The following is a 25,116-nucleotide window of genomic DNA, read 5'->3' on the forward strand; positions in this document are numbered from 1 at the left end:
TATGGGATATTGGCAATCGTGGCTTGAACTGTACAGTTACTGGGGTGTCGTACTCGCTTTACTCGCGCATTTTATTCCGACTGAACTGGTTATGGGCTATGCCGGTTATTTGGTGGCCTCCAATCAGATGTCGTTTCTCCTGATGTTTGCAGCCGGTTTAGTCGGATTTTATGTCTCCCAATCCATTCTGTACGGTCTCGCTTATTACGGCGGTGAACGGGTCCTGTCTCTCTTAACACGCCTGCTCCATGTCAATCCGGTCCGGATGCAGCTGGTCGAAGCGAACCTCCGGACGTACGGCGGATGGTATCTGTTGCTTTCGCCGATTTGGAAAACGCTGTTCGGTCTGCTGGCCGGGACGTTACGGATTCGTTTTTCAACGTTCACCCTCTCGACATTACTTTCCTTCACTGTCTGGTCGTTGTTTTTCATGACGAGCGGTTATCTGTTACAGGAGCGATGGACGCTTGTCGCGACATTTGCAACACGCCACCTCAGCTGGATCATCATCGGCAGTATCGCCCTCTTTTTACTCGTGCGAACGATCATCAAAAGACGAAAGCTGAAAAAAGATCGAGCGGAAGATTGACTTGATTCACAAATTCCCGAAAATAATTTTAAAAAAATATTGATACACTTAGCTAAATTCGATTGTCAGAGGAGGACGTTTTGATGTTAGGTGGAATTCCGCTTCACCCGTTACTTGTGCATATGCCGATTGGTCTCTTGTTATTCGCCACCCTGCTGCTTCTTGGAAGTCTGAAGTGGACGCAACTGAAACTTTTTTCGCTGATCACCTTATGTGTTGGACTACTGTCCGGTATTGCCGCTTACTTAACGGGAGACGGCGCAGAGGAATTTGCGGAAAGTCAGTTGAACGTGGCACGTGATGCCATTCATACTCATGAAGACTTCGCCTTGTACAGTCTGTTGACGTTTGGTTTATCGCTCGTCCTGTTACTCCTTCACTACCGCTCGAAGAACAAGCCGTTGCTGATCGCGAGTCTCGTCGTCGCGATCATCGGCAGTGGTCTTCTCGCCTATGCCGGACATCTCGGCGGACAGATGGTATATGTGAAATAAAAAAAGCCAAGCTGATTCTGTTCTCGTTTTGAGAACGCAATCAACTTGGCTTTTTGAATACCCAATAATTTTGTCCGATGAAATTCAGAGCGGTATACAGCACCATTCCGACAAGAATCGCTCCCGTCCCACCAAATGACGGAAGGAAAAGATCGATTACATATAAACTGAGACGATAGGCAATCAAGTAGCTCAGGAGTACGACCAGCAAAAAACGCAGCCAGTCGGTTTTTAAGCTGCTCGTCGCAGAAAACGTAAATCGGCGGTTCAGCAGATAACTGACTACGATTCCGCATCCGTTTCCGAGTGCCGTCGCGACCCAGTATCCTGTTCGAAATCCGTGGTACAGCAAAAGCGTCACACCGAGCCCGATTAGCGTGTTGACGAGACCGACCAATAAGAAACGCAGGATTTTGCCGATCATTTTAACGTCTCCTCGACCGTGTAAGAGGGGCGCCGTTTCACTTCACTAAAAATTTTGCCGACATATTCGCCGATCAATCCGATTCCGAACAGCTGTATGCCGCCGATGAACCAGATCGACAGCATCAAGGACGCCCAGCCGCTCATCGTCTCCCCTTCCGCAAACCGGTACAGCGTATATCCGACAAAACCGACGGACACGAGGACCATGAACAAAGACAGGAAAAACAGCAGTTTGATTGGTCGGACGCTGAAGGAAGTCACTCCGTCCCAGGCGAGCGCCAACATTTTCTGAAGCGGATATTTCGACTCTCCGGCCAGACGTTCCGTCCGGGCATACGGCACTTCCTCCGTCCGAAAACCAAGTGTCGGGACAAGTCCGCGCAGATACAGATTCCGTTCCGGATAATTGGCCAACGCGGCTACCGCCCGTCGACTCATCAACCGGTAGTCGGCATGGTTATATACCGTTTCGACTCCGAGCATTTTTTCAAGGCGGTAAAACCACTGGGCGGACGTCCGTTTAAACCAACTGTCACTTGTCCGGTCCGTTCGCACACCATAGACAATGTCCGCCCCGTCCTGAAATCGTTTTAAGAAGGTTTCGATGATGCCGAGATCATCCTGCAAATCGGCATCGACCGATACGAGACAGTCGGCCGTTTCATATGCTTCCATCAATCCGGCGTGAAGGGCATGCTGATGCCCGACATTATGCGCCAGTTTGATTCCCTGAAACCGCTGATCCAACTGATGAATCCGTTCGATTTGCCGCCACGTATCATCCTGGCTGCCGTCATCGATGAAGAAGACAAAGGATCGTCCCGACAGTTGACCGTTCGAAATCCATTCCGACAATCGTTTCTGCAGTGCTTCAATCGTCAGGGGTAGCACTTCCGACTCGTTGTAACAGGGAATCACGATACCGAGAACCGGTGCTTCAGACATGGAATAACCTCCTTAAGGTGCGACACGATAGAGATAGATGATCCAGGCGGATTGGTCATCCCTGAACGATTTCATCAGTTGCAGCCCGATTGATGAGGCATTTTGAACCGGAACGGCTGACAGAAGATATGAGCCGCCCATCTTTTTCAACTGACGGACATTGATATCCAAGTGATGGACCGGCTGTTGATTCGTCTTCGTATAGTCATAGTTTTTACCCAGTTCAGCCGAATAAATATAGACACGATTCCCCCAGTCGTCAAAATAGTGCTTCAGCTCTGAACTTTTATTCAGTTCACCTTCAATGATGGTCCGAAACTGTTGTTTATAGGTCAGCGGATAAAAGTTGACGTATCCGTCCAGTGTCCGAAAACCGTTATACTGAGCGATTGCCGGGTGTAAGCCTAACGACACGACCTGATAGGTATCGATCGGCTTTCCGATGTATGACTGAATCCGTGAAAACTGTTGGACCGCGTAAAATTCGCTGAAACTCGGTTGCTTCTGGTAAATGACTTCCGGATTCCAAATCAACAAGACGACTGTCTGCAGCAGGATCATAATGGTGACAAGCCGCTGACGGGCACGCCGCCATAACCAATCCAGTGCCAGAGCAAAGAGAATGTACCACAGCATCGGTTCTATAAAATGAAAGCGGGCAAAATTAAAGGTCTGCATTACGTGAATCCGCTCTTTCAATGGTTGCCATCCCGTATAAAACCAACAGGCATACCACAACGATAATCCGGCAAGTAACGTCAGACCTTGTTTCAGCCAACGGGCGGTTGGGTCTTTCAGATAAATCGCGATGATCAACACTCCGAGGATTAACGACAGCAGGACCGGCGTCTGGGCCGCCTCGGCATGCGTATGACCCAACACAAATTGTTTGAAAAACAAGCGGATCGTCCGCCAGAATCCATTATGACCGATATCAAACTGGTCACGGCTCGTCACTTCACTTTCCCACAACATCGAGTAGACCAACCGGTATTCAATCAAAAGATAAAGCAGGACCTGTGCTCCGAAGGCGGTCCAAAATAAAGCGTGGAACGATTTTTGACGCCATTCCTTGTACAAACCGAACAGGACTAATAAAGCCAAGAAAAATACGATCCCGAGAACGAAGCTCGAGTAAAACGGAACAAGTGCGAGTGTAAGCAGACTCAATCCAATCCGTTGTTTCTGCCACAGGTTCAGATAAGCCCATAACAGGAGCGGCATCCCGAGTGTACTGAGCATCCCGGACGGCCAAACCGGCGTCCAAGCAAACAACACCGCAACGAACATGATGACGGCTCGCGGCAACTGAAGCTTCAAATGATCGCGTAACAGCAAATACAAGCCGATAAAAGCAAAGATCCGCGTCAATGTCTGACTGACGACATACGCCGTGAACGGTGAAAACCATTGATAGAGCCAGATGATGCCCGTCCATTCACTGACAAAGGCATTTCTAGAGACGACACCCCCCACAAGATTCGGTACCGTATCCTGTAATCCGGCATAGACACTGTCCGAGTCGACCAGGTTTTTATACCAGACGACGTTCGAATCGAGGTTATCGTGAATCCGGACGTGTGCCTGTTCTCCTAACCAAAAGAGCGGCAAGAGATAACAGAGCGTCAGCAACACGCCAAGACCAATCCAAATCGGCTCTTTTGTTTTCATGTCACGCTCTCCCCCCGAGACGAACAGACAGTTGTTTGATCAACACAGCAACAGACAAAATGAACGGGAAAAATTGTAACGGAAACAAAAACAACAGCAAGGTTGCGGTGACGAACGGTTGTTTGAGGATGACCGTACAACTGGCAGCGACGCTGACCGCAACCAGCAGGCCCGGTGTATACGGGAAAACGGACGCTAAGGCAAATGCCATCGCTGTACTGGAAAAGACTGCCGGAAAGATTTTTCCGCCCCGCCACCCGAACGAAAAACAGACATGGGTCAAAAGCGCTTTCCCGACGGCGATGCTGATTAAGAATAAGACCGATTGATCGAAGGCAATCCGCGAGAACTCAAGAATTTTTTGTTCGCCGGAAAATAAGAAATAAGACGACAGGCTACCGAACAGACCTAAGATTGCACCGGCTGTCAGGGCCAGTCCCAGTGGATGCGGATACTTCCGTGCCACCGCATCCGTCCAGCGGCCAAACATTACAAATAGATACCCGAATCCGGTCCCGATCATGACTGCCGGAAGCAGGAAGTACATCACCTCCGTCGTCCAGTTGACTTTTGGTGTACTGATTGAAAACAAAACTTCATGCGGGAACAGTCGATTCAGTGTCGTAAAGGCGAAAATCCCGCAGGCTGTCGTCAGTGCATACAACAAGACTTTGATGGACTTCCGCTTGAAGTTGGACCGGTTCACCCCGTCTTCGAGAGCTTCACTGACGCCGATCAACGGCGCATAAAAAATCGTTGATAACATCGCTCCGATCCCAAGATCAAGCAACTCTTTTTTCTTCTGCAGGGTCCAGGTCATCCGGTCACCGGCCCACGTCATCCATCCGCCGAGGATGCTGATCAATGCCGCTTCCGGACCGAGACTTGCTCCAAACGTCAGGACGAGTAAGGCAGCCACGATATTTTTAACAACCGTCCCTTCATATGCGACCCGACCCGTTGTCTTGAATTCCTCAAGCGTCTGATGCATCGTCCGGGGATAGTCGCCGATATACGTTTGAAACAGTCCGATCAGCAGTCCGCCAAACAGACAAATCCAAAACGGATAAAACGTGGTGTCCAGCTGGCCGGGAATCGTCGTCCAGACAAGATGAATCAGCAGATTCGACAATGCCAGAAACAATGATGCGAGTGCACCAACGAGAAAACCAAGCAAACAACTGTACAGGACGAATACCAGATTAAAGTTCATCCGCATCACTCCTCAGCCCAAGAAAAAAAGCCTGTCACTTCCGGTTTGATTTGTTTTTATTTAAATGAAACTCTTTTAACGCCCGGTTGAAGTTGACGATCAGGGCACTGATGACACCAATCCCAAGCAAGACATACCCCATCGTAAAAATCTTGCCGATCGGCGTGACCGGATGAATATCACCATATCCGACCGTTGTCAGCGTCATGACGGAAAAATAGAGGGCATCCAGATAACTCAGTTGTTCGACGCTGTGATAAAAAAACATCCCGACCGCAAGGAGAAAAGCGACGGAGAACATGACGGCTTTTTGTTCGTCCTGCCGAAATAGGATTTTCAGGACGTAATACATATTGCGTAATAGAATGAAAAAGGCAATCATCGCATCCATCCTCTCCTCACAAGCAGTCTTGACACGTAACGACTATCGTTCCCTTACCTTATCTATTGAATTACCCGAAAAAAGGAAGAACGATTCTTAAATCGTCTCCCTTCCCAAGTGCTCTTGTTTACTTTTACTCGCCTGTATAACGATTGACTGTAATCGAATAATGAAATATTTCGATGTCAGGATGAATGAACCCACGTTTTTGCGCACCTTTTAATGTCTCATACATATTGGCGCGCCCGACGCCGTTATCCGTGTGAATGTATATTTTCTTCGCCCTCAACCCATTTTCACAAAAGTATTTAACAAAATCGTAACCGTCGGGTAACAAATTCCCTTCGTTATCTTCTCCTAAATCATGATCAAGTGATAATATATCCACTTCATGTTGTTCAAACAGGGCAATCGCTTCATCCATCGTTCGAGCAATTGTAAAACCTTCCGGACAATCACGCAAATCATCCAAATAGATATTCATGTCAACACATCCGTTTCTAATTATTTATTCGGCTATCCATTTCAGAGAATGATAATATGAATGTTAAAAGAATCGCTCTCATAGCGCGTTAAGGAGGTCAGAAACATGCGGATTCAAATCATCGGCGGTTCCGGCACCGGGAAAAGCACGCTCGGCAAGTGGATCGGGCAACAGGAAGGTATCCCATGGATCGACACGGATCATTATCTGTGGAAAGACCACATCTTCACCGAAAAGCGCTCGATTGTCGAACGTTATGCGTTATTTACTCCGGATATCGAGCGCCATCACCATTATGTCGTCTCCGGTTCCATCTTTTCCTGGAACGAAATCGGGTTTCATAATCGGGAATTGCTGGTCTTTTTAACGTTGGACGAAAACACGCGGATGGAACGCTTAATCAAACGGGAACAAGAACGGTATCCTGATTTCACGGGATCGAATGTATTTCTCGACTGGTGCAGCACGTACCTGACGGCGACCGATCCGGCGATGATCGGGACGCTAGCCGAGCACCGTCTTCAAATGATTCGTTCTGCTTCTCCCGTCATTCAAATCGATGCCGCGTTGCCGACGGATGTAATGTACAAACAAATCAAATCAGCCTATCAGAAACTATCAATCTGAGCTTACCGGACGGCATCGTAAATCTTCAGTCCTATCCAGATGCTCAGTGTACACCACAGCAAGAGGATCAATGCGCCGACAAACCAATTTTTCGGTTTATCCGCCCCCATCCATTGTTCTGCCTTGACGGTTGAGTCGTCGATGACTTCCTGCGGTAACATCCTTAGCGCAAGCAGGATGCCTAAAGGGACAAGAATGATATCGTCCAGGTATCCTAACACCGGGATGAAATCCGGAATCAAGTCAATCGGACTGAACGCATAAGCGACGATACAGGCCGTAAATAATTTGGTATACCAGGCGACCCGGTCGTCCTGATAGGCAAAATATAAAATAAAAATCTGTTTTTTTATTTTTTTCGCGGTATCCTTCAATTTTTCCAACATGATGATTCTCCATTCTTCGTCCGTTTAAACCGGCGGCGACCCGTTCAACATTTCCGGTTCACCGGAACCAGTATGCTCCCTCGCGTTCGAGAAAATCGAGTTCTTGTTCGTAATGCGTGACGTGCCCCTCTTCGATCATCCGTTGAAATGCGTAGTCACCTTCCGCCGCTTTCCGGTGAATCGTTTTGATCAGGGCTTCAACGCGAAATAACACGGTCCCGTACAGATCACCTTGTAGTTCCGGTTCCCCGTACGCCGATAAAAATAATTTAACCCGTCGCCGGATTTGCTCCTGGTCTTCGACAGCATCATAAAACCTTGTTTCTCCTTCTGCCGTCATCTGATGCCGACTTAACGGAACAAAAGTGTACATCGTATAAGCGATATCCCAAATCCGCGGTCCTGGGGCAGCAACGTCGAAATCGATGATGCCGACCGGACGCTCATTTTGAAAGATGACGTTATAGACGGCAAAGTCATTATGACAGATGAGTTCGAGCGGTTCCGGTGTTCCGTCGAGCGGCTGCCACTCATTTGGTATCGGGAAATCTGCGGCTGCCTCGTGATAAGCACGTAATAGGCGTGCCGTTTCTTCCAAAACGATATCCGAGCGCATGTATGGTTGAAGCGGATAATTCCCGGCTTCGCCTTCGATGAACGACAGAATTTCGCGCCCCTGTGGATCCATTCCTAAGTAGCGCGGGCTTCCTTCAAATCCTTTTTGCTCAAGATGTTGCAGTACCCGGTGGACTCGAAGACTCTCCGGTTTTTGTTCCCGTCTGACCGTATCCCCGATCCGTGAGACGTCGGAGACATTCCCGCCCGTCAATGGTTCTTCCTGTTCCGATTGTTTCATATTTTATCTTCCCCTTTTGACTGATTGAATACCGGAACAAGAATCGCCGCTCCGGCTAAACTGATGATGAGATCGCGCCATGAGACTAACCCGATATCAAAATGAAGGATCGTTGCTATTCCGTTCGTGACAATCAGTAAGAGGACGTACAATGTCAGACTGAGCGGCACCATCCGTTTAACGAACCGCGGCACACGTAACCACAGCCGTAACAATCGTTCTCCGGTCTTGTTCATCTCATTCACCCCAAACTCCAGTTTTTCCCTGTTCCTGTTTAGCTTATCATGTCCGAATGAATCACTCAAAGTGTTCTCCCGCTGGATCAACTGGTAGACTAAAAGCAGAAGAACCAGGAAATGGAGAGGATTTTCATGAAAGCGATGACGATTTCAAAATACGGCCAGGTACCGCTCGAACAAACCGAACAGCCCCGCCCGGACGTCCGGCCGCATGACGTTCTTGTGGAAATTCACGCAGCGAGCATCAATCCGGTTGATTTTAAGATTCGGGACGGTGACGTCAAGCTGTTGATTCCATATCAGTTCCCGCTGATTCTCGGCAATGACTTCGCCGGAGTCATTGTTGAGGTCGGTCATGCCGTAAAACAGTTTCAAGTCGGGGATGCCGTCTACGGCCGGGCCGAGAAAAACCGGATCGGGACCTTTGCCGAATACATCACAATCGATGAACAGATGGTTGCCTTAAAACCGGCTGCGCTCTCGTTCGAGGAAGCCGCGTCGATCCCGCTCGTCGGCTTGACTTCCTATCAAGCATTACACGATGTCTTGCAGGCGACACCGGGACAAAAGATTCTGATCCAGGCAGGTGCCGGTGGCGTCGGAACCTTTGCGATCCAGCTGGCGAAAGCGATGGGCTTGTACGTCGCAACGACGGCGAGCCCCGCCGGACACGACCTCGTGGCGTCACTCGGGGCTGATGAAATCATCGATTACCGGACCGAAGCATTTGACGAAGTCCTCCATGATTATGACGGGGTCTACGATACGATCGGCGGTGAGACACTCCGGCGCTCGTTTAAAATCGTCCGGCCGGGTGGACAAATCGTCTCGATTTCCGGTTTGCCGAACGGACGGTTCGGTAAGTCCTACCGGTCCGGTTTCCTGAAGACAAATCTGTTCCGTCTGCTCACCCTTCGCGAGACATTGCTCGAACGAAAACATCGTGTTAGATACACATTTTTGTTCATGCGACCGAGCGGCCGGCAACTGGAACACATCACGGAATGGATCGAGACCGGACAAATCAAACCGGTCATCGACCGCATTTATCCGTTTGAAGAGGCACAGGCTGCGCTCGAGTATTCCGAATCTGGTCGTGCCAAAGGTAAGGTTATCTTAAAAATCAAGTAAGAGACTAAAAACGGTCCAGCAATCACCCGACGATGGGGTGTTTGCTGGACCGCTTTTTATTGATGGCTTATTTTAAATTTATTCATCAACTTAAACAATAAATGATATAATATGTTAAAAATAGGATAATCGATTCTGGAGATGGGAAGGGAGAAATCAATGGACATACGTACCGGCACTCCGTACAAGTATTATTTTTGGAAACGGTTTTTCCTGCTGTTCATTCCGCTGTTTTTGATCGGGATTCTACCTGAGCCGTTCATTACAGCAAATCCATTCAACAGTCTTGAAGATTATGGCGAATTCGCCTTCGTCTTTTTGTTGTATTTGATTGTGATGTCCGGAATTTCCGCTTTTTTGGTCTCGATGCGTTGGAGAAGAAAACAAAACCGTAGATGATGACCAATTCGTCTAAAAGGAGACACAGATCATGCACTGGAAAACAGCTCTTACGGCAGCTTTAATGGTGTCGCTTGTCGTCACCGCAGGATGCACCGATTCTGATTCAGCCAAGCAACCGTCGAAAATCAAGGCAGACCCGCAGGTGGCTGAGCCGACGCCAAATCTTGAACCGGTCAGTGCCCCTTTGTCCGACTATGGAAAATACGTGCCGCTGAAGAAAAAGACGGACCAGATTTCGCTCGGAACACATCAGACATACAATCTGTCGTCGTTTTTTACCGGTCAAAACGTCCTGATCGCTCCGGACTATCTGTATGAGCAATCGATCTACTATACGCACATCAAACAAACGAGTGACACCACCAGTAAAAGCTACATTTACCGGTACAGCCAAGGGTCGAACGATAATCAAGTATTGCATACGGTCAACCGGACCATCGGTATGATGACCGGAGTGTCGCATTACCTGTTTTGGGTCGAATCCAATCCGACCAAGTCCGGACAAAAATGGGCGATTCGCTTGCTGGACTTGAAGACGGAAAAAATCAATACGCTTGATCAAGGGATCAGCCGTTATGACACGGCGATTCCTTATCTGGATACGTCGTCCAAACGGGTATCCTGGATGACGCATGAAGCGACACCAACCCGAACGAAAACAATCCTCAAGTCGTTTGATGTCGCGGAAGACGCCATCATCATCCATCAGCAGTATATTTTAAAAGAAGGCGCAAAACGGAATGGACAGTATCCATTTGACTTCCGCCGGAGCGATGCCGGGCTGATTTTGCATACAAGTACTTTCAAAAACGGTCATCAAACGCCGGCACTCGAGACGTTTGACGGCACGTTCAAACGACGGATGAACGGGCTGATTGATTTTGAGCACAACAAAAAGTATGTTTCGATCGGCGAAGAAGGCTCCGCCCTCTTCATGCCTAAGAAAGGACGACAACCGGGGTACCAGTTCAAACCGTCGGACAATCGCTTGACGGTTGATGCATTCCGCTTTTTATCTGCTGACCGGGTGATTTTCCGGGAGAGTATGACACGACTCTGGTACGCCGATCTTGCGCGCGGCACCGTTGCTCCCTTGACGGAAATGGCCGATACAACGTCCAAACCGATTTATGCCAACGGGAAGCTCGCATATGGGGTATCGGACGATGAACAGATTGAATTCCATGTCATCGATTTAAAAAAATGATTGGCAAAGACCGTTCCTTTCGTGCGAAAAGGACGATCTTTGTTTTATCTGGAGGGGCCCATTTCCAACGTTCGATATGCTACACTTTTCGTAATAATTAGGTTCAAGGAGGGAGTACGATGACGAAACACCGGTTGTACACGACAGCGTTTTCGAGTGTTTATCCGCTTTACGTGACAAAAGCTGAACGCAAGGGTCGGACGAAACAGGAAGTCGATACGATCATCTGCTGGCTGACCGGCTACTCGGAACAACAACTCGCCGCATTAGCGATGGATCAGACGACGTTCGAACGTTTTTTTGCCAATGCACCTAAGATGCAGGAACGACGTTTTTTGATTAAAGGTGTCGTCTGCGGCGTCCGGGTCGAAGACGTCGAGGAGCCGTTGATGCGGGAAATCCGCTATCTCGACAAGTTGATTGATGAACTGGCAAAAGGAAAAGCGTTCGAGAAAATCTTACGGTAAGAATCTAAGGAGGAAAATCGTATGCTGACTACCATCGCGTCACTCTTCGCTCTCGTCACGATGTTAATGAGCGGTTTTTACCTCGTTGATCATCATCTTCGGTACGGCGTCCCATCTAATCACTAAATACTAAAAAACCGGGCACCTCAAGCAGGTGTCCGGTTCTTCTGTCTATTCTCGTTAAAAACGATCATTCAAACAAATGAAGATGTCCGCTATCATCTGATCCGACACGGTTTGGTTGATCGACGGATGTTTCAGAAACGTTAAATCGAGATGGATTTCGCCCACTTGTCGTACATAATGCTCCTGCGTTTCAATCGGAATGACCGCATCGCGTTGTCCATGTACGAATAACGTTGGTGTAGACTGTTCTTGCAGGACAGGATCATACGCCCGCAAGTGTCGTTCTTCTTCCGCCGTTAAATCGTCTCTTTTGTCACGTCTTCGGAAAAGCTGTTCCGAAAAGAGGAAGGAGCCGGACCCGTTGATGTTAATCACCCCTGCGCTACCGTCATGTTTAGCAGCAGCACCGCTGGCGATGAATCCTCCCATCGAGACACCAAGCCAAATGATGTCCTCTCTTGGAACGTTCAGCTGCTTAACGAGCGCATTCGATTCTTCGATGCTTTGAAACACGACTTCCCAAAAGTGACGTTCGACGACGCCCGTGTTAAAGTACGTTGCTAACGCATCACGGTTGTCATGCAGGTGGAGTTCCGGCACAATGACCGTAAACCCTTGCTTTGAGAGCATCTCGGCGAAATCCTCGTATTTGCTAACACTGGATCCCCACCCGTGGTACAGACAGATGGTTTTGCGGGAAATCGGCTGTTGCGCCGGAAAGGTCCGGATCGACAGTACAATATCATTTAAGGTATTCATTCGGATGTCCCCTTTTCGATTCAGAGGACTGTCGATTACAACTATGTAATTTGTCATCATTACCCATTTTTGTTATGTTTATGAATGAGAGGAGGAAGATAATGCATTTTCTTTTATTTAATTTAATTATGCTTGCCTTTTACTTTCCGAGCTTGATTCTGCACGAGTATGGGCATGCGCTCGCCGCCCGCTTGGTCGGTCGACGCTTAAAGTCCATCTCAATTGGAAAAGGTGAGCCTTTCCTGCGAATCGGTCATTTTTCCATCGCCCGAAAGCAATTTTGGGAAGGACTGCATCAATCTCACCCGTCAGAGATTTCGCTCAGCCGCGGACAACGAGCCGCTATATTACTCGGCGGAGTTGGTGCCAACTTGATCGGTGGTGTATTCGTTTTAATCTTGAGTCTGCTGTTTCCGAATCCGGTCATGCAATTTTTAGCTCAGCCCTTCATTCAAGTTTCGTTGATTTTTATCCTGTTTAATCTTCTTCCGATTCGCTTATCCAGTGGTATTGCTAGCGATGGCTTGCAATTGAAACAGCTGTTTTTTAACAAAAATCAACATACGTCCTGACAGGAGTCGAGTTCATGTTAAAACTATTACTGTTGGCAAGTAGTCTACTGCTCGTTGGATGCGCTTCCGCGCAACCGAAAACCGTTCCATGGGGTGAAAATACACCCGCGAACGGCTAAAAGCCAATGACATTGAGTTTAAAGTTGAGGGCGACCAATTACTGATTCCGCAAGATCAGGTCGATCAAGCGACAAGGTGTTGTACTTAATAGAAAAAATAATCAAGATGGCTATTTCCTCTTAATATTCAGGAGATAGCCGTTTTTGCTTTCCAAATTGTTCAGTAAAATTCGTATAATCCGTCATCAAAATAGTGGAATGTTTCTTCTGAAATTGGTGAATATCCATATCCGGAGTAGAAGGAATCGAGCATCTTGTCATCATACCGAAAAGACCGTGTCGCCAAAGCTTCATCGTAGCGGGGATCGCCGACCGTCATTCCGGCTACATCAATAAACGCAACGATTGCGTTATCTCGGACCAATAGATTGTCCGTCGTACAATCTCCGTGTATCCGCGTCGCCGAAACAGGTTCCGGCTGCTTGGTGGATAATGCGTTAAGCAACTCGTGTGAACCACTTGTCCATCCCTGTTTAATGTAGTGATCGGCTTGAAGCAGCTGTTTGTCCAGCCAGTCTTGTGAAGAATGGGTAGAGATATTCTCGCTCATATGAAACTGTCTGAGGAACCGTCCGAATGAACGGATCAATGCCAATCGTTGCAACTCGGAAGCATCCGCCAGTACCGTTGTCAACGTCTCACCTGCTATGTAGGACATCAGTAAATAATCCTGTTGCTCGTCTTCAATATAATCAATATAAGTCGGGATAGTGATATGTTGTTGTGACTTGAACGTCTGCATCACTGTCGCTTCCTGCGCCAACCACTCGCGGTATCGGGGTAAGCTTGCCTGTTTGAGGATAAAGGTGCCGTCTAACGTTTTCATGTGGTAGACGATGGCTGTTCCCCCCTGCTCGGCAACGGGATGAATAGAATGGATCAAACCGACTTTTTGTTCGATTCGTTGTTTGATAGAAACGTTCATATTAAAATCCCATCTCCGACCATAAACGACTTAAACGCGACGGGTGACGACAACCGAATCCAGGTCGACGGTTTACCATACTTCATCGAGACATCGATAAACGTTTCTAATGTCTCTACGGATGGTGTATACAGTTTGACCATGAAGTTAAACGTTCCGGCGAGCCGGTGGCACTCGACGACATCCGGATGACTCTTGCAAAATGCGATAAACGCGTCGCATCTTGTGTCTTCGAACATCAAAATCGCCATGATTGTTTTTTCAAGCGCAACGGGATTGATGACGGCGCGGTACCCTTCGATGACACCGCGGTCCTCCAGTTTCTTTACCCGCTCGTTGACGGCAGGCGTCGAAAGACCCACCGTTTTACCGAGTTCCGTCCAGGACATCCGCCCGTCTGCCTGCAATGCCTGGATAATTGCGTAATCAATTTCGTCCATTTTTCAACCCTCCTAATATTATGAAGACATATCTTAAAATTACCATTCATTTTCAGTTGAAGCTACTGAAAAACAAGGAAAATTATCTGTCTGGTCACGTTCTTCTTTCGTACAATAAAGACAGATCAAAAATAAGTGAGGTGAAAGACATGCAGGCAACAAATTGCACCCGCTGTGCGGAGACATTTGAAGACGGTCAGGAAACGTATCACTGTTCGCACAACTGTACATTCTGCAAAGAGTGTACCGAGACGATGAATTCGATTTGTCAAAATTGCGGAGAAACATTAGTCCGGGTAGAACAGTAATACATACAGCAAGGGAGCGGATCATTTGAATCCGCTCCCTACTTTCGTTATTCACGTGTCGACACCGGTTTCCGTTCGGCCAGCCGGTCCTTCGCCTGTTCCTGATGTTTCTGAATCGTACTTTCTCCGACCGCTTTTGCCAGTCCCCGTGTCGGCAGATTAACATACATCGTCTCGTAGTTGCTGATTTCAAACGTCTCATGGAAAATCCCGACGGCGTTACTTGCCCGTGACAACTGATTAAATTTTTTCCAGGCGGTCAGATGGCGGTTACCGTGCGAGTAGGCAATCAAGGCGTCCGAAGATCGCCAATATTGAATCAACGTGACCGACCGCCATCCGACGAGCATCTCATGCGACAACAAACCAACCTGCTGCTCATAACATTCCTTGATCATCGGTGTCATCACCTGAACGGTCGGCCACCATTTCCGGACCGATCGCAGACGGTTGATCCGTAAGCCGATGATGAATACTACGACGTCTTCATTTGGTGTTGCGATCACGCGTTTCATGATGATTTTCCTCCTTCGAGTGTCTGAACGGACGCTTCACACCATTCCAGCAGTGCCTGTGTCTTGCGTTTTCCGTAATCAAGCGTCAGCAGCCAATACATGGCATCATCCGCTTCTTTATAGGTCAGAATCGATTGTTCAATCATCTGGTATGTGTCCAATCGTTCCCGGAGCAGAGCGGCATGCTGATGAATCTTCTTAATCGTCGTTTCTTTTGACTCATGCCGGGCAAAATAGAGTTTCAGCAACAATTCGTTCCGCTGCACCGGCAGTTCAATCGTCGGCTCCTGGACCCAGCGTCCGAGTTCCACCTCGCCGTCCGGTGTCAGAACAAACGTCTTCCGGTCATCCCCTTCTCCGGTCTCTTCGACGATCAACCCTTCCTGCGCCAACGTTTTCAGCATCGGATAGACCTGACCGAAGCTGATCTTCCAAAAGTGATTGAGACTCGTATCAATCGTATGCTTCATTTCGTAGCCGGACGTACAGCCGCTTGCCAGCAATCCTAAAATTGCATATCGTGTCATGTTTTCTTTTGGCATCGGATTCTCCTATATCTTTTAGATAGTATCTTTTAGATATATATTCCCGGTCATTCAGTTACTAAACGAATATTCAGAATATTTACGAAAGAAACATCCTCTTACATTCCTGTAAGCTTGCTTTCTTTTTTAGGGCAATGAACGTTTTTCCCTCTACACTAATAGAGTTTCATTTTCTTAAACCAGAATGGGAGTTTTGCATGTATGTCTACTTTCATGAAATTAGGCTTATTCAGCCTTATCTTACTTATTTCCGGATGCAGTCAGCCGAAGACGGAATCAATTCAGCCGGTACCGGCACCAACAGAATTAATCCGCAGTGAGGGCTTTTCGACACTTGGACCAAGTACGAATTACGACTTAACAGATGTCTATCAACGTTACCCTTACCTGTCCGGTCCAAGCTATATCGATGAAGCGGCCGTGTACTTTTATGCCTCAAGCGAAAAAGACAGTTCGATTTTCCGTTACTCGCTGACGGATCGGCACCTGGAGAAACTATATTCGACGAGCCAAACCATCTATAAGCTGGTTGGTGTCGGACGACAACTGTTCTGGATCCGTTATCAGGACAACGGGAAGGACAGCAACTGGACACTCGAAGTGATGGACTTAGCAACCGGATCGCTTCAACAACTTGACCATGGAAGAGAATCGTCTAGTTTTTATCCGGATCTCCAAGCCACGACGGCACATGTCTCTTGGATCAAACATATCAGTCAGAAAGATCAGACCCAGTCACTCGTGCAAAAATATGATGCGGCGACCGGGTATGTCACGACACAAAAAACGCTGACAGTGAAGGAATCAGAAACCCGAAGCGGCGACTATGCCCAGTACATACGGGACGGTGATGCGGGAATTCTTCTTGATCAAACAACATACAAAGCAGATGAAAAAACGACCGCCTATACGACGCTTTCCGGAAAAGCAATCAAAAAGACGACGATGCCGTTTGATTTCGCCTATGGACAGCATTATCTGGCTACGGGAGCGGAAGGGTCTGCGGGATTTCAAGCTCATGTGTCGAACCACACGTCCTACCACTATAAGACTCCGGAACCGTATTACCTGATTGACGGTTTTTGTTTCCTGTCAGCAGATCATGTCGTCTTCCGGGAAGAACAGCATCAACTCCTTTATGCGGACCTGATAAACGGGACGGTTGTCCCACTGACGGATAAGGAAGGCGAGTATTCGAAACCGGTTTTCACAAATGGTCGGCTTGGTTACAGCGTCCTCCAAGATGATGGAACCGTGTCTTTCCGCATCATTCAAGTCAACAACTGAACATGAGAAAAGCCCGTTCCAGATTGGACGGGCTTATTGGTGTCTGTTCGTATTCAGTGTTGTTCCGCGTATGCCTTGAAGCGGTCAAGGATGGCCTGCCACCCAGCCTGTTGCATTTCCGGAGGGTTCATCGACTCCGCTTCAAACGTTTCAACAACTTCCGTTTCATCACCATTCGCCGTAAACAGAATCGTCACGTGGCGTCCGTCGTCAATCGTATACGCTAACTTTTCATAGAGAATGACCTCTAGATAGACGCCGGAAAAATCAAAGCCGACACTTCCATCCTTTGCCGCCATGTGACTGGAAAAACGACCGCCTGCTTGAACATCATTCGTCGCTTCCGTCGTATGCCAATCATCAGATGCCGCATTCCATGCTTTGATGTGTTCCGGTTCCGTCCAATACGTCCAGACTTCGGCGACCGGACGTTGGATTACGGTCTGGATCTGAATTTCTTGAGCTTGGTTCATATGAATCACTCCTCTGTAAGTTCAGAATCTGTTCTTTGTTTAACGTTCTGCTTTAACTGAACAAATCCTTCTTTTTGAAAAATGGTTTATTTTGTCAATCATTCAGGTATACTAGCTTTACAGTTAATAAAAGTTAACCGGTTAATAAAAAGGAGTGTTAATAATGGAACAGCAGGCGATTTTGATTCTCGAACAGTATGAACAACTCAAAGTCATCAGTGATCCGATGCGGACAAAAATGCTGATGCATCTGATTGAACAGCCACATACCGGTCAGCAATTGGCACAAAAGCTTGATGTCTCCCGGGCAAAGATTTTGTATCATCTGCGGGAACTCGAAAAGTATCAGTTGATTCAACTCATCGAGGAAGAAATCCGAGGCGGAAATGTATTGAAGTTTTATCAAGCCGTCGCCCGTGGATTCATTCCGGCTGATCATCTCCTGAATCTTGTCGAGACGAAACAAGCGACACGCCAGTCTTATGTCGAGGTCCTCGACCGGGCGAAAACACGTGTCTTGACGGCGCCTGACCGTTCGTTTGCCCCGCGCTCCTCTGACGTAGAGGACTGGGAAAGCCTGTCGTTCCAACAAGAACTCCGACTTTCACCTGAGCAATTCTTGACGTTTACGAAACGGTACCGGGAATTGTTGCAGGAAGTCGAACACGATGCATCAACGGATGAGACAGATAAAAAATTATATTACGTCCTGGCGACAGCCTTTGAAATCGAGGCCGCCTTATTTGAGGAGGGACGAGATGCAGGCGACTGAATCGGGACTCCATCAACCGCTGTTAAAGAACCGTTCGTTTCGAGCACTTTGGCTCGCCAGTACCTGTTCCTTTCTCGCCCTATCCACTTACCTGTTTGCCGAGCAGTGGTATATCCTCCGCGTCTTGAAACTCGATGCGTATTTAGGTCTCGTCTTGATGCTGACGTTGTTGCCGCGGATTTTTTTGATGGTAATGGGAGGCGTGATTGCCGATCGGTTCAAGAAATCGATTATTTTACGATATTCCAGTCTGCTACGGCTCACTTTTGTGTTGTTATTGCTGTCCGTCTATCACTTCGAGCTGTTGACGATCGTCCCACTCGCTGTATTTGCTTTTACATTCGGTTGCATCGATGCGTTTTTCTCCCCTGCCAGTGCGTCCCTGTTGCCCCTTCTCGTTTCGAAAGAAGATCTGACGCGGGCCAACTCAATTCTTCAAACCTCCAATCAGATGGCATTGTTCTCCGGCCCGTTGCTCGGAGGCGTACTGCTTACCTTCTCTTCGTTTCACTTCATATTTTTGACGATTGCACTGTTTCTTTTGCTCGCATCGCTCGGTACCTTTTTCATTCGCGAACATCCAGTAGACAATCCGACTCGGACCTCCGCTTGGCTTGAGCTTGTGCAAGGATTTCATTATGTATTTGCCGACCCATACTTGAAACGGATTCTTTTCCTGCTGATTATCATCAACTTCTTCTTTTTTGGTCCTTTGCTGATGGGGATTCCCCTGTTGGTCGACCGGGTTTTATTGGGTCAAGCTCTTGATCTCAGTTATCTCCAAGGTGCGTATCAGCTCGGCATGCTGCTCGGGGCGGCCTGGATCGGCTTCAAAAACTTGATCAACCAGTCGTTTCGCCTGTTGCTGTCGTTGATTGGTTTGCTTGGAGCGGGTCTTGGGTTACTTGGACAAATCGGACACGTCTGGCAAGGCGTTCTGCTATTACTGATAATGGGAGGAATCTCCTCCATCATCAATGTCTTGATTTTGACGACGATTCAAACGACGACACGACCACAGATGATGGGACGGGTCATGAGCCTTGTCAATGCCTCGTCAAACGGTTTGGTTCCATTGTCTTATGCAGCCTTGTCTCTTTCGCTGTCATTTGATGTCCGTCTCGAACAGATTCTCTTGTTATGCGGCTGCGGTATCGTTTTTGTGGTGTGTTTTGCCTTCAATCGGATTCGGTGAACGCATCAAAAAAAGCCATGTCCCAAAGGCATGACTCTTCCGTTTAAATGACTGTCGTAAATTTCTTTGCCGTTTCATTTAGTTCATGCGCCGACTCGCTGACGGTCTCGAACCGTTGTAACGTCTCTTCCATAACGGAGACACTAGACGAGGCATCGGCGTTTGCCCGCGAGATCCCCTGTTGAATCCGTTCCAGTTCCTTGTTCATCTGTTCCGTTGTGTTGCGGACATTGACGACAGCGAGTTCAACGAGTTTCGAGAGATTGCGGACTTCCGTCGCGACGACGTTAAAGCCGCTTCCGTGCTCACCGGCGCGTGCTGCTTCAATCGAGGCATTCAGCGACAGTAAGTTCGTCTGCGCCGCAATCTCTTTGATTGTTCCGGTGATTTTTGTAATCTCGGAAGACTGTTCCTGCAGATTCGCTAGTGTCCGTAAATTTTCTTTGGCGTCGTCCGCCATCTTCTCGATCGTTTGTTTCAGTTGACGGCTCTCCTGTTTGCCTTGCGTTGATCGGTCATCAAGATTAGTTGCGATGCCGGCAAAGGACGTCGCATATTCTTGGATTGTTTCTTGCCGGTCCGTTATATCAGAAGCGATTTTGACGACGCCGATGACTTGGTTTGCTTCGTAAATCGGCATATAAGTTGCTTCAAGCCATATCGAGTCGCCGCGGGCATCAATCCGTTCGATTTTATCAGCCGAGCTGAAACCGGCCAGTAGTTTGTTCCATAATTTTTGATAGGCTTCGCTATTCGCAAATTCCGTCGTACAGAATAAATGGTGGTGCATGCCAATCATTTCGTCACGTTTGTATTTCATCGTCTTTGCGAACAAATTGTTGACGTCAACGACCCGGCGTTGCGTATCAAAACGGATCATTGCGACATTGTCGGTCAGGGCTTCCAAAATATCAGGAGAAGCGAGGGTCGTGTTTGTTAGTTGGGGTGTCGTCATGTGGTTAATCTCCTTCAGGTCATCATTTCAAGTTTCATCCATTTAGTTTCGAAACTATTTAAAAAAAAAACAATTTTATCTGCCATTTATCATAACAAGTCCTATTTCCGCTTTACATCAATCTGCTCATTTCGAGAAAAACATTGACCCCTTTCTCAAAAGAGGTCTTTTTTGGGATTATTTTTTCATGCTTTACAACTTATTTCCAATCATGTATCATTTATATCGGGAGGCGATATATTGAGGAACGATACATCAGTTTTGACCGAGAGTACATATTATGTTTTGCTTTCGTTGACGACACCAAAACACGGGTACGCGATGATGCAGCAAATTGAACAATTAACGGACGGTCGTGTCCGGATGGGACCAGGCACGATGTATGGGGTCTTAAAGAATCTACTTGAAAAAGGCTGGATTGAAATTGTCGAAGAAGCTGGTCGCCAGAAAATTTATGGTTTGACAACAAATGGCTATGAAGTATGTTTTGCAGAACGAGCCCGTCTATTGCAAGTAATACAGCATGCTGATGACTTACTTAAAGGAGCAACTGATGAAAAAATTCAAAATTTACCTAAATGATGAAATAGAAGAACGCTGGGTCAATGAGATGAGTCGTCAAGGCTGGCAACTGACGAAGTTTTCCCCGTTCGTCTACACGTTTGAACGGGAGGATACGGTCTATACGTACCGGAATGAAATGATTACTCAACGGCCAAACCGTTCTGAGTACTTCGCTTTTTTAGAAGAAACAGGTGTCGAAATCGTTCATGCCAATCCTTTTTGGGCATACTACCGGAAAGCTGGTACCGAAGAATCCTTTGAATTGTTTACGGATACAGTCTCGACACGAACTTACTTACAAAAAAAACTTCAAACGTATTGGATCACCCTACTGTTTTTACTGATCTCGATGCTGTCCTTGTTTTTAATCCCAAATATCGGACAAGAGATGACACATCCTGTGACTGCTTCGGTGATGATCGGATTTGCCGTCCTTGAAGTTCTGTTGATTGTAGCGATTTTCTCGATCATCTACCGGACTAAAAAGCATCTACGGTCGCTCTAACACCAAAAAAACCTCTTCGATTTTATTGTAAATCGAAGAGGTTTTGCTTATTTCAAGGCATAACCTTGCTCGTTCAATAATCGTTCCCATTCGCTTAAGTACATGTAATCTTGTGCGCCGAGCGGATTGTCGAGCTTCGTGATGAACTCGAGACTGTTGCCGTCCGGATCATTAAAATGAATCTTCGCATGGGCATGCTGGGCAATCGGCATAACGAAAGGTTCCGTTCCTTCAAAACCAAACGCTTTACGCGGCGTATAACCACGCTCCGTCAGCCAATGGACCGACTCACGCAAGCCGTCGAGCGAGACGTGAAAGGCGATATGACGGATCGACGGATGATACGGCAGTTCGACTTGATCCGTCTGCCAAAGACCAAGCCAGCTTTGCTCTTCAACAATCCAAAGAAAGGCGATTTTTTCATCCACGATGTGATCAAGCTTCAATCCGAGTCCCGTATAAAACGCGATGGACCGCTGTAAGTCGCGGACGGGCAGATGTGCTTCATATAGGCCAAGAATCATCGCCGTTCACGTGCCTTGACGTGTCCGTTCAACGCCTCGATATAGCGGCTTGCCGAACGGGCGACGGCTGCGTCCGCATCCGTAACGACGATTTTATGGAACGCGTCGTAAATTTGATTAAAGCGGACGTCTTTTAGGGCAGACGCCATTTCAGCGACGGTCGCCGCAGGTAACGGAATCAAGTTCGGATAACTGTACATGAAGCTGACCCACGCCCGGTCGGCGACGACACGAATGATGTCTCCGGTCAGTAAAATCCCACGCCCTTCGTCCCCTGCCGTCCATTCGAGCACGGTCGCTCCGTCAAAATGCCCGCCGATTCGGTGTAACACTACATCGTCAGCTAATTCCAAACGGTCACCGGACCAGAAGACAATCCGCTCACTCGGCCGGGTCACCCATTGCTTATCTGCTTCATGAATGTACAACGGAATTTCAAACGTTTCCGCCCATTCGACCTGAGTCGCATAATAGTGCGGATGCGACAACGCCATCGCGTCGAGCTGACCCACTTCCTCGATGACCGCCTGATCGAGATAAGTGATGCAGTCCCACAGAATCCGCTTTGTTCCCGCGACGAGATAAGCTGTCTGCCCGATCCCGAACCTCGGTGTCGTGACGAGACTTTGAAGTCCCGCTTGTTCTTCTGTCACCGTCGTCTGATACGTCCCGGACGAAATCATGTCCGGAAGTGTCGTCCACGATTGACCGTTTGGATTCACATACTGCCGTTCATCCGTGCAAATCGGACAGATGTCGCCCTGTGTTGCGTTCTCATCCATCTGGACCCCGCACGTCGTACAAATTAAGTAAGTCATGTCTATTCCCCCTGCTGTTTAAGATCTTCTGACGCGTACCCAGATGATGTTGATCAGGGCAAAAATCAGAGCCCCGACTACGAATCCGATTAAGACACTGACGTCAAAGGTCCCTTTCGCTTCGTAAACAATCAGTAAGCCGACGATTGCGCCGATCAAAATGCCTAACACACGAAGTACAATCTTTCCGTTTGTCATCGTCATAACCTCCTTTTGTTCATTTGTTTTACAACGTTCTTGGTGCATCCGCCATCGCGTTAGCGAGAATCATGTAAATGATTAAATTAATCGGAAGCGGAATGACAATGAAAATCAGCCGGACGGCCAATGACGAAATACCGAAGTGTTCCGCGAGTCCGCCGCATACCCCCTGGATCGAGCGGTCTGTTGCTGATCTGCGTAGTGATTGTGCCAATCGTCTCCCCTTCTTTCTTTGATTCCATGTTGGGTGATTCATCCATATGTTACAATAATTAGTATAACGTAACGGGGTTCAATTTTGCAGGGGACAACCCCTTTGATTCGGAATCTGACAGAAAGGACGTGTAAGACGTTGGATATTTTTTATATGATTCAGGAACGGGCGTTACCGTTCTCAATTTTGGCTTTACTGATGATGGCGAGTGCCGTCGTCGTGTATGTCGTCTGGAAAAGACAGGTCAGCTTGCCGTTGCCGTTGCGTATTTTTACGACTGTCGTCTGCCTGATCTGCATCGTCGGTTCGGCCGGATTGATGCTTTTCACACTGTTCGTCGGCTACAATGCCTGAAAGATGCAAGTACGTTAAACAAACAGACGTCACTTTCCCTCGTGAGGAGAATGACGTCTGTTTTTCATTCATCGTATGACTGCCCGCTCAAAAGCAGACTCAGTGCGGTATTCTCGATCCTGCCAAATCCAACGCTTCGCTGTTCCTTTCGCCAAGCGATAGGTGTTCTGTTCAAACTGATTACCGGAGCTTGTGTTGAAAAAGTGGGCGACAAACAGATTATCCGGACCCGTTGTAAACGTATTATGGTCGATCCGGTTATCGCGGACATCGTGCTGGACCAGCAGCTGTCCCCCTTCGAGCCCTTTCGTATCATTGGCGGTGACTTGATTCCCTGTAATCCGGATCTGTTTCGTTCCACCGCGCTTCTTGTCGTAGCCGCCGATCGAAATGCCGGTAAACCGGTTTTGTTGGACGAGATTGCCGCGGACCGTGACGTTTTCCGCATACTTCCCCGCATGTTCACTCGTCACTTCGATGCCGATATCATTCCGCTCGACGGTATTGTTTTCGATTGTCAGCTGCTTTCCACCGTCGACATAAATACCGGCTGCATTGTACTCTTTGCCGTAGACCGGATTGCCGTAACTTGAACTGTCGGAGACGTGATTGCCGGCAATCGTCCCGTTCCGCGCATAATCCTCGGCCGGATTCGTTGCGACGCCTTCATATCCGATCAAGTCGATCCCGATGTTATCGTTCCGTCGTACAGTGTTGTCCGTGACGGAGAAACCGTTGATATTGCCGTTCAGAACCAAAGCTTCACTGGCCCCGAGCCGGTTGTCTTCGACCCGGTTGCCCCGGACGGTGATCTGCTTCAAGCGACCAGTGCCGTAAATTGCAATCCCGTGGGCATTGCCGTCTTTGGCATTCGTCTTGATCCGACGGACCTGATTGTCGATCAATTGAATGTTCCGTCCGGTTCCGGTAACAAAAATCCCGATTGGTGTTTCGTTGGTTCGTGTCGTCTCGATGTCGGCGACTACCAGTCCCTGAATCGTCACGTACTGTCGATTTTCGATCCGGATGAGCGCCGTGTCCCCGTCTTTTTGCTTCAGCGTTTTACCACTTAACACCACTTTCTCCTGTTGATAATTCCTGAAGACGACCGGTGCCTGTTTCGTCCCGCTGTAACGGACAGTCAATGCTTCCGTGTACGTTCCTTTGCGTAGGTATATCGTCGTTCCGGCTTTCGCAAGCTGACTGGCTCGTTTCAGCGTTTTCAGCGGTTGTTTGATTGAACCGACATTTGTATCCTTGCCGGTCGGAGCGACATACAGAACTTTTTTGGCAGCTGTCGACTCCGCCGGTTCTTGATTCCAAGTCGCCGAACAGCCAAACAGTCCGAGCGACAATAAGAGAATAAAACGTTTTTTCATATAAATCCGTCCTTCCTGTGACACCTAATCAGATTGTAAATATCATC

Annotated in this window: 36 protein-coding genes; 15 read left to right on the forward strand and 21 right to left on the reverse strand. The window is 48.0% G+C overall.

The features are described from left to right. Position 1: 1 nt before the first annotated feature. Together P402_RS0108645 and P402_RS0108650 are read left to right on the forward strand one after the other, a co-directional pair. A complete protein-coding gene (locus tag P402_RS0108645; RefSeq protein ID WP_026828311.1) occupies positions 2-589 on the forward strand; it encodes a DedA family protein in 588 nt (195 codons plus the stop codon). 83 nt (positions 590-672) lie between these two features. Further along, complete coding sequence (locus tag P402_RS0108650) at positions 673-1,083, forward strand: DUF2231 domain-containing protein (RefSeq protein ID WP_026828312.1); 411 nt, start codon at positions 673-675, stop codon at positions 1,081-1,083. Positions 1,084-1,123: 40 nt separating this feature from the next. Here the strand turns inward: P402_RS0108650 and P402_RS0108655 are convergent, their stop codons facing one another. The 6 genes from P402_RS0108655 to P402_RS0108680 all read right to left on the reverse strand — a co-directional run bounded on the left by P402_RS0108655 (position 1,124) and on the right by P402_RS0108680 (position 6,204). Next, entirely contained in the window at positions 1,124-1,507 is a 384-nt protein-coding gene (locus P402_RS0108655; protein WP_026828313.1) for a GtrA family protein, read from the reverse strand. Next, complete coding sequence (locus tag P402_RS0108660) at positions 1,504-2,454, reverse strand: glycosyltransferase family 2 protein (protein WP_026828314.1); 951 nt, start codon at positions 2,452-2,454, stop codon at positions 1,504-1,506. Before P402_RS0108660 ends, P402_RS0108655 begins: the two co-directional genes overlap by 4 nt. A gap of 12 nt (positions 2,455-2,466) precedes the next feature. Then, positions 2,467-4,125, reverse strand: coding sequence for a DUF6044 family protein (locus tag P402_RS0108665; RefSeq protein ID WP_026828315.1), 1,659 nt, complete (start codon positions 4,123-4,125; stop codon positions 2,467-2,469). A gap of 1 nt (position 4,126) precedes the next feature. Beyond that, complete coding sequence (locus P402_RS0108670) at positions 4,127-5,338, reverse strand: chloride channel protein (RefSeq protein WP_026828316.1); 1,212 nt, start codon at positions 5,336-5,338, stop codon at positions 4,127-4,129. Positions 5,339-5,372: 34 nt separating this feature from the next. Further along, positions 5,373-5,720: a potassium channel family protein gene (locus P402_RS0108675; protein WP_026828317.1), complete on the reverse strand. Its 348-nt coding sequence runs from the start codon at positions 5,718-5,720 to the stop codon at positions 5,373-5,375. Positions 5,721-5,853: 133 nt separating this feature from the next. Continuing rightward, positions 5,854-6,204: a cyclic-phosphate processing receiver domain-containing protein gene (locus P402_RS0108680; protein WP_034769875.1), complete on the reverse strand. Its 351-nt coding sequence runs from the start codon at positions 6,202-6,204 to the stop codon at positions 5,854-5,856. A gap of 105 nt (positions 6,205-6,309) precedes the next feature. On the opposite strand from P402_RS0108680, the gene P402_RS0108685 reads away from it, so the two are divergent. Continuing rightward, positions 6,310-6,831, forward strand: a complete 522-nt coding sequence (locus P402_RS0108685; protein WP_026828319.1) for a shikimate kinase — start codon at positions 6,310-6,312, stop codon at positions 6,829-6,831. A gap of 2 nt (positions 6,832-6,833) precedes the next feature. On the opposite strand, the gene P402_RS0108690 is transcribed toward P402_RS0108685, so the two are convergent. The 3 genes from P402_RS0108690 to P402_RS0108700 are packed head-to-tail and all read right to left on the reverse strand — an operon-like array spanning position 6,834 to position 8,309. After that, entirely contained in the window at positions 6,834-7,217 is a 384-nt protein-coding gene (locus tag P402_RS0108690; RefSeq protein WP_026828320.1) for a YkvA family protein, read from the reverse strand. A 58-nt stretch (positions 7,218-7,275) separates the two neighbouring features. Further along, positions 7,276-8,073 (reverse strand): phosphotransferase, encoded by a 798-nt coding sequence (locus P402_RS0108695; RefSeq protein ID WP_026828321.1) that lies wholly within the window; start codon positions 8,071-8,073, stop codon positions 7,276-7,278. Beyond that, a complete protein-coding gene (locus P402_RS0108700; RefSeq protein WP_235188846.1) occupies positions 8,070-8,309 on the reverse strand; it encodes a hypothetical protein in 240 nt (79 codons plus the stop codon). The genes P402_RS0108695 and P402_RS0108700 overlap by 4 nt, the downstream gene beginning before the upstream one ends. 135 nt (positions 8,310-8,444) lie before the next feature. On the opposite strand from P402_RS0108700, the gene P402_RS0108705 reads away from it, so the two are divergent. The 4 genes from P402_RS0108705 (at position 8,445) to P402_RS0108720 (ending at position 11,519) form a co-directional block, all read left to right on the forward strand. Next, positions 8,445-9,443: an NADP-dependent oxidoreductase gene (locus P402_RS0108705; protein ID WP_026828323.1), complete on the forward strand. Its 999-nt coding sequence runs from the start codon at positions 8,445-8,447 to the stop codon at positions 9,441-9,443. 159 nt (positions 9,444-9,602) lie between these two features. Then, a complete protein-coding gene (locus tag P402_RS0108710) occupies positions 9,603-9,842 on the forward strand; it encodes a hypothetical protein (RefSeq protein WP_026828324.1) in 240 nt (79 codons plus the stop codon). A 31-nt stretch (positions 9,843-9,873) separates the two neighbouring features. Then, positions 9,874-11,052 (forward strand): hypothetical protein, encoded by a 1,179-nt coding sequence (locus P402_RS0108715; RefSeq protein WP_026828325.1) that lies wholly within the window; start codon positions 9,874-9,876, stop codon positions 11,050-11,052. Positions 11,053-11,171: 119 nt separating this feature from the next. After that, a complete protein-coding gene (locus tag P402_RS0108720; RefSeq protein WP_026828326.1) occupies positions 11,172-11,519 on the forward strand; it encodes a DUF2200 domain-containing protein in 348 nt (115 codons plus the stop codon). Between the two features lie 180 nt (positions 11,520-11,699). Here P402_RS0108720 and P402_RS16375 read toward each other — a convergent pair whose 3' ends face one another. Then, entirely contained in the window at positions 11,700-12,404 is a 705-nt protein-coding gene (locus P402_RS16375; RefSeq protein WP_051525141.1) for an alpha/beta hydrolase, read from the reverse strand. A gap of 101 nt (positions 12,405-12,505) precedes the next feature. Here P402_RS16375 and P402_RS0108735 point away from each other — a divergent pair, with 101 nt between their 5' ends. Beyond that, positions 12,506-12,976: a M50 family metallopeptidase gene (locus tag P402_RS0108735; RefSeq protein ID WP_026828327.1), complete on the forward strand. Its 471-nt coding sequence runs from the start codon at positions 12,506-12,508 to the stop codon at positions 12,974-12,976. A 279-nt stretch (positions 12,977-13,255) separates the two neighbouring features. On the opposite strand, the gene P402_RS0108740 is transcribed toward P402_RS0108735, so the two are convergent. Together P402_RS0108740 and P402_RS0108745 are read right to left on the reverse strand one after the other, a co-directional pair. After that, the gene (locus P402_RS0108740) at positions 13,256-14,020 is read right to left on the reverse strand and encodes an aminoglycoside phosphotransferase APH(3') (protein WP_026828328.1); all 765 of its coding nucleotides are present in this window, start codon (positions 14,018-14,020) and stop codon (positions 13,256-13,258) included. Then, positions 14,017-14,460: an Lrp/AsnC family transcriptional regulator gene (locus P402_RS0108745; RefSeq protein ID WP_026828329.1), complete on the reverse strand. Its 444-nt coding sequence runs from the start codon at positions 14,458-14,460 to the stop codon at positions 14,017-14,019. The genes P402_RS0108740 and P402_RS0108745 overlap by 4 nt, the downstream gene beginning before the upstream one ends. Positions 14,461-14,609: 149 nt before the next feature. On the opposite strand from P402_RS0108745, the gene P402_RS17000 reads away from it, so the two are divergent. After that, the gene (locus P402_RS17000) at positions 14,610-14,768 is read left to right on the forward strand and encodes a DUF1272 domain-containing protein (RefSeq protein ID WP_081578956.1); all 159 of its coding nucleotides are present in this window, start codon (positions 14,610-14,612) and stop codon (positions 14,766-14,768) included. Between the two features lie 47 nt (positions 14,769-14,815). Here P402_RS17000 and P402_RS0108750 read toward each other — a convergent pair whose 3' ends face one another. Both P402_RS0108750 and P402_RS0108755 read right to left on the reverse strand, forming a co-directional pair. Continuing rightward, entirely contained in the window at positions 14,816-15,283 is a 468-nt protein-coding gene (locus P402_RS0108750) for a DUF4188 domain-containing protein (RefSeq protein WP_026828330.1), read from the reverse strand. Beyond that, entirely contained in the window at positions 15,280-15,810 is a 531-nt protein-coding gene (locus P402_RS0108755) for a PadR family transcriptional regulator (protein WP_235188847.1), read from the reverse strand. The genes P402_RS0108750 and P402_RS0108755 overlap by 4 nt, the downstream gene beginning before the upstream one ends. A gap of 231 nt (positions 15,811-16,041) precedes the next feature. Here P402_RS0108755 and P402_RS0108760 point away from each other — a divergent pair, with 231 nt between their 5' ends. Next, positions 16,042-17,115 carry a hypothetical protein gene (locus P402_RS0108760; RefSeq protein WP_235188848.1) on the forward strand — a complete coding sequence of 358 codons (1,074 nt, stop codon included), beginning with the start codon at positions 16,042-16,044 and terminating at the stop codon, positions 17,113-17,115. A gap of 53 nt (positions 17,116-17,168) precedes the next feature. On the opposite strand, the gene P402_RS0108765 is transcribed toward P402_RS0108760, so the two are convergent. After that, positions 17,169-17,588, reverse strand: coding sequence for an SRPBCC domain-containing protein (locus P402_RS0108765; RefSeq protein ID WP_026828333.1), 420 nt, complete (start codon positions 17,586-17,588; stop codon positions 17,169-17,171). 163 nt (positions 17,589-17,751) lie between these two features. Between P402_RS0108765 and P402_RS0108770 the strand changes: the two genes are divergently transcribed. Then, the gene (locus P402_RS0108770) at positions 17,752-18,360 is read left to right on the forward strand and encodes an ArsR/SmtB family transcription factor (protein ID WP_026828334.1); all 609 of its coding nucleotides are present in this window, start codon (positions 17,752-17,754) and stop codon (positions 18,358-18,360) included. Next, on the forward strand, positions 18,347-19,555 hold the full coding sequence (locus P402_RS0108775; protein WP_026828335.1) for an MFS transporter: 1,209 nt from the start codon (positions 18,347-18,349) through the stop codon (positions 19,553-19,555). Before P402_RS0108770 ends, P402_RS0108775 begins: the two co-directional genes overlap by 14 nt. A gap of 43 nt (positions 19,556-19,598) precedes the next feature. On the opposite strand, the gene P402_RS17230 is transcribed toward P402_RS0108775, so the two are convergent. Next, on the reverse strand, positions 19,599-20,510 hold the full coding sequence (locus tag P402_RS17230; protein ID WP_026828336.1) for a methyl-accepting chemotaxis protein: 912 nt from the start codon (positions 20,508-20,510) through the stop codon (positions 19,599-19,601). A 261-nt stretch (positions 20,511-20,771) separates the two neighbouring features. Here P402_RS17230 and P402_RS0108785 point away from each other — a divergent pair, with 261 nt between their 5' ends. After that, positions 20,772-21,092, forward strand: coding sequence for a PadR family transcriptional regulator (locus P402_RS0108785; protein ID WP_235188849.1), 321 nt, complete (start codon positions 20,772-20,774; stop codon positions 21,090-21,092). Next, positions 21,064-21,579 carry a DUF2812 domain-containing protein gene (locus tag P402_RS0108790; protein WP_026828338.1) on the forward strand — a complete coding sequence of 172 codons (516 nt, stop codon included), beginning with the start codon at positions 21,064-21,066 and terminating at the stop codon, positions 21,577-21,579. The genes P402_RS0108785 and P402_RS0108790 overlap by 29 nt, the downstream gene beginning before the upstream one ends. Positions 21,580-21,626: 47 nt before the next feature. On the opposite strand, the gene P402_RS0108795 is transcribed toward P402_RS0108790, so the two are convergent. The 4 genes from P402_RS0108795 to P402_RS0108810 are packed head-to-tail and all read right to left on the reverse strand — an operon-like array spanning position 21,627 to position 23,336. Further along, entirely contained in the window at positions 21,627-22,103 is a 477-nt protein-coding gene (locus P402_RS0108795) for a VOC family protein (RefSeq protein WP_026828339.1), read from the reverse strand. Then, a complete protein-coding gene (locus P402_RS0108800; protein WP_026828340.1) occupies positions 22,100-22,921 on the reverse strand; it encodes a hypothetical protein in 822 nt (273 codons plus the stop codon). The genes P402_RS0108795 and P402_RS0108800 overlap by 4 nt, the downstream gene beginning before the upstream one ends. A gap of 18 nt (positions 22,922-22,939) precedes the next feature. Further along, positions 22,940-23,119 (reverse strand): hypothetical protein, encoded by a 180-nt coding sequence (locus P402_RS0108805; RefSeq protein ID WP_026828341.1) that lies wholly within the window; start codon positions 23,117-23,119, stop codon positions 22,940-22,942. 28 nt (positions 23,120-23,147) lie between these two features. After that, positions 23,148-23,336, reverse strand: a complete 189-nt coding sequence (locus P402_RS0108810) for a PspC domain-containing protein (protein ID WP_012370394.1) — start codon at positions 23,334-23,336, stop codon at positions 23,148-23,150. Positions 23,337-23,489: 153 nt separating this feature from the next. Here P402_RS0108810 and P402_RS0108815 point away from each other — a divergent pair, with 153 nt between their 5' ends. After that, the gene (locus P402_RS0108815; protein ID WP_235188850.1) at positions 23,490-23,690 is read left to right on the forward strand and encodes a hypothetical protein; all 201 of its coding nucleotides are present in this window, start codon (positions 23,490-23,492) and stop codon (positions 23,688-23,690) included. A gap of 68 nt (positions 23,691-23,758) precedes the next feature. Here the strand turns inward: P402_RS0108815 and P402_RS0108820 are convergent, their stop codons facing one another. Beyond that, on the reverse strand, positions 23,759-25,069 hold the full coding sequence (locus P402_RS0108820) for a right-handed parallel beta-helix repeat-containing protein (RefSeq protein WP_026828343.1): 1,311 nt from the start codon (positions 25,067-25,069) through the stop codon (positions 23,759-23,761). Positions 25,070-25,116 lie beyond the last annotated feature (47 nt).

It is taken from the genome of Exiguobacterium sibiricum 7-3, from assembly GCF_000620865.1.
Taxonomy (GTDB): Bacteria; Bacillota; Bacilli; order Exiguobacteriales; family Exiguobacteriaceae; genus Exiguobacterium_A; species Exiguobacterium_A sibiricum_A.

Coding starts and splice junctions, on each gene's coding strand:
- P402_RS0108645 (WP_026828311.1), top strand. CDS start 2: ATGGGATATTGGCAATCGTGGCTTGAACTGTACAGTTACTGGGGTGTC.
- P402_RS0108650 (WP_026828312.1), top strand. CDS start 673: ATGTTAGGTGGAATTCCGCTTCACCCGTTACTTGTGCATATGCCGATT.
- P402_RS0108655 (WP_026828313.1), bottom strand. CDS start 1,507: ATGATCGGCAAAATCCTGCGTTTCTTATTGGTCGGTCTCGTCAACACG.
- P402_RS0108660 (WP_026828314.1), bottom strand. CDS start 2,454: ATGTCTGAAGCACCGGTTCTCGGTATCGTGATTCCCTGTTACAACGAG.
- P402_RS0108665 (WP_026828315.1), bottom strand. CDS start 4,125: ATGAAAACAAAAGAGCCGATTTGGATTGGTCTTGGCGTGTTGCTGACG.
- P402_RS0108670 (WP_026828316.1), bottom strand. CDS start 5,338: ATGAACTTTAATCTGGTATTCGTCCTGTACAGTTGTTTGCTTGGTTTT.
- P402_RS0108675 (WP_026828317.1), bottom strand. CDS start 5,720: ATGATTGCCTTTTTCATTCTATTACGCAATATGTATTACGTCCTGAAA.
- P402_RS0108680 (WP_034769875.1), bottom strand. CDS start 6,204: ATGAATATCTATTTGGATGATTTGCGTGATTGTCCGGAAGGTTTTACA.
- P402_RS0108685 (WP_026828319.1), top strand. CDS start 6,310: ATGCGGATTCAAATCATCGGCGGTTCCGGCACCGGGAAAAGCACGCTC.
- P402_RS0108690 (WP_026828320.1), bottom strand. CDS start 7,217: ATGTTGGAAAAATTGAAGGATACCGCGAAAAAAATAAAAAAACAGATT.
- P402_RS0108695 (WP_026828321.1), bottom strand. CDS start 8,073: ATGAAACAATCGGAACAGGAAGAACCATTGACGGGCGGGAATGTCTCC.
- P402_RS0108700 (WP_235188846.1), bottom strand. CDS start 8,309: ATGAACAAGACCGGAGAACGATTGTTACGGCTGTGGTTACGTGTGCCG.
- P402_RS0108705 (WP_026828323.1), top strand. CDS start 8,445: ATGAAAGCGATGACGATTTCAAAATACGGCCAGGTACCGCTCGAACAA.
- P402_RS0108710 (WP_026828324.1), top strand. CDS start 9,603: ATGGACATACGTACCGGCACTCCGTACAAGTATTATTTTTGGAAACGG.
- P402_RS0108715 (WP_026828325.1), top strand. CDS start 9,874: ATGCACTGGAAAACAGCTCTTACGGCAGCTTTAATGGTGTCGCTTGTC.
- P402_RS0108720 (WP_026828326.1), top strand. CDS start 11,172: ATGACGAAACACCGGTTGTACACGACAGCGTTTTCGAGTGTTTATCCG.
- P402_RS16375 (WP_051525141.1), bottom strand. CDS start 12,404: ATGAATACCTTAAATGATATTGTACTGTCGATCCGGACCTTTCCGGCG.
- P402_RS0108735 (WP_026828327.1), top strand. CDS start 12,506: ATGCATTTTCTTTTATTTAATTTAATTATGCTTGCCTTTTACTTTCCG.
- P402_RS0108740 (WP_026828328.1), bottom strand. CDS start 14,020: ATGAACGTTTCTATCAAACAACGAATCGAACAAAAAGTCGGTTTGATC.
- P402_RS0108745 (WP_026828329.1), bottom strand. CDS start 14,460: ATGGACGAAATTGATTACGCAATTATCCAGGCATTGCAGGCAGACGGG.
- P402_RS17000 (WP_081578956.1), top strand. CDS start 14,610: ATGCAGGCAACAAATTGCACCCGCTGTGCGGAGACATTTGAAGACGGT.
- P402_RS0108750 (WP_026828330.1), bottom strand. CDS start 15,283: ATGAAACGCGTGATCGCAACACCAAATGAAGACGTCGTAGTATTCATC.
- P402_RS0108755 (WP_235188847.1), bottom strand. CDS start 15,810: ATGACACGATATGCAATTTTAGGATTGCTGGCAAGCGGCTGTACGTCC.
- P402_RS0108760 (WP_235188848.1), top strand. CDS start 16,042: ATGAAATTAGGCTTATTCAGCCTTATCTTACTTATTTCCGGATGCAGT.
- P402_RS0108765 (WP_026828333.1), bottom strand. CDS start 17,588: ATGAACCAAGCTCAAGAAATTCAGATCCAGACCGTAATCCAACGTCCG.
- P402_RS0108770 (WP_026828334.1), top strand. CDS start 17,752: ATGGAACAGCAGGCGATTTTGATTCTCGAACAGTATGAACAACTCAAA.
- P402_RS0108775 (WP_026828335.1), top strand. CDS start 18,347: ATGCAGGCGACTGAATCGGGACTCCATCAACCGCTGTTAAAGAACCGT.
- P402_RS17230 (WP_026828336.1), bottom strand. CDS start 20,510: ATGACGACACCCCAACTAACAAACACGACCCTCGCTTCTCCTGATATT.
- P402_RS0108790 (WP_026828338.1), top strand. CDS start 21,064: ATGAAAAAATTCAAAATTTACCTAAATGATGAAATAGAAGAACGCTGG.
- P402_RS0108795 (WP_026828339.1), bottom strand. CDS start 22,103: ATGATTCTTGGCCTATATGAAGCACATCTGCCCGTCCGCGACTTACAG.
- P402_RS0108800 (WP_026828340.1), bottom strand. CDS start 22,921: ATGACTTACTTAATTTGTACGACGTGCGGGGTCCAGATGGATGAGAAC.
- P402_RS0108805 (WP_026828341.1), bottom strand. CDS start 23,119: ATGACAAACGGAAAGATTGTACTTCGTGTGTTAGGCATTTTGATCGGC.
- P402_RS0108815 (WP_235188850.1), top strand. CDS start 23,490: ATGATTCAGGAACGGGCGTTACCGTTCTCAATTTTGGCTTTACTGATG.
- P402_RS0108820 (WP_026828343.1), bottom strand. CDS start 25,069: ATGAAAAAACGTTTTATTCTCTTATTGTCGCTCGGACTGTTTGGCTGT.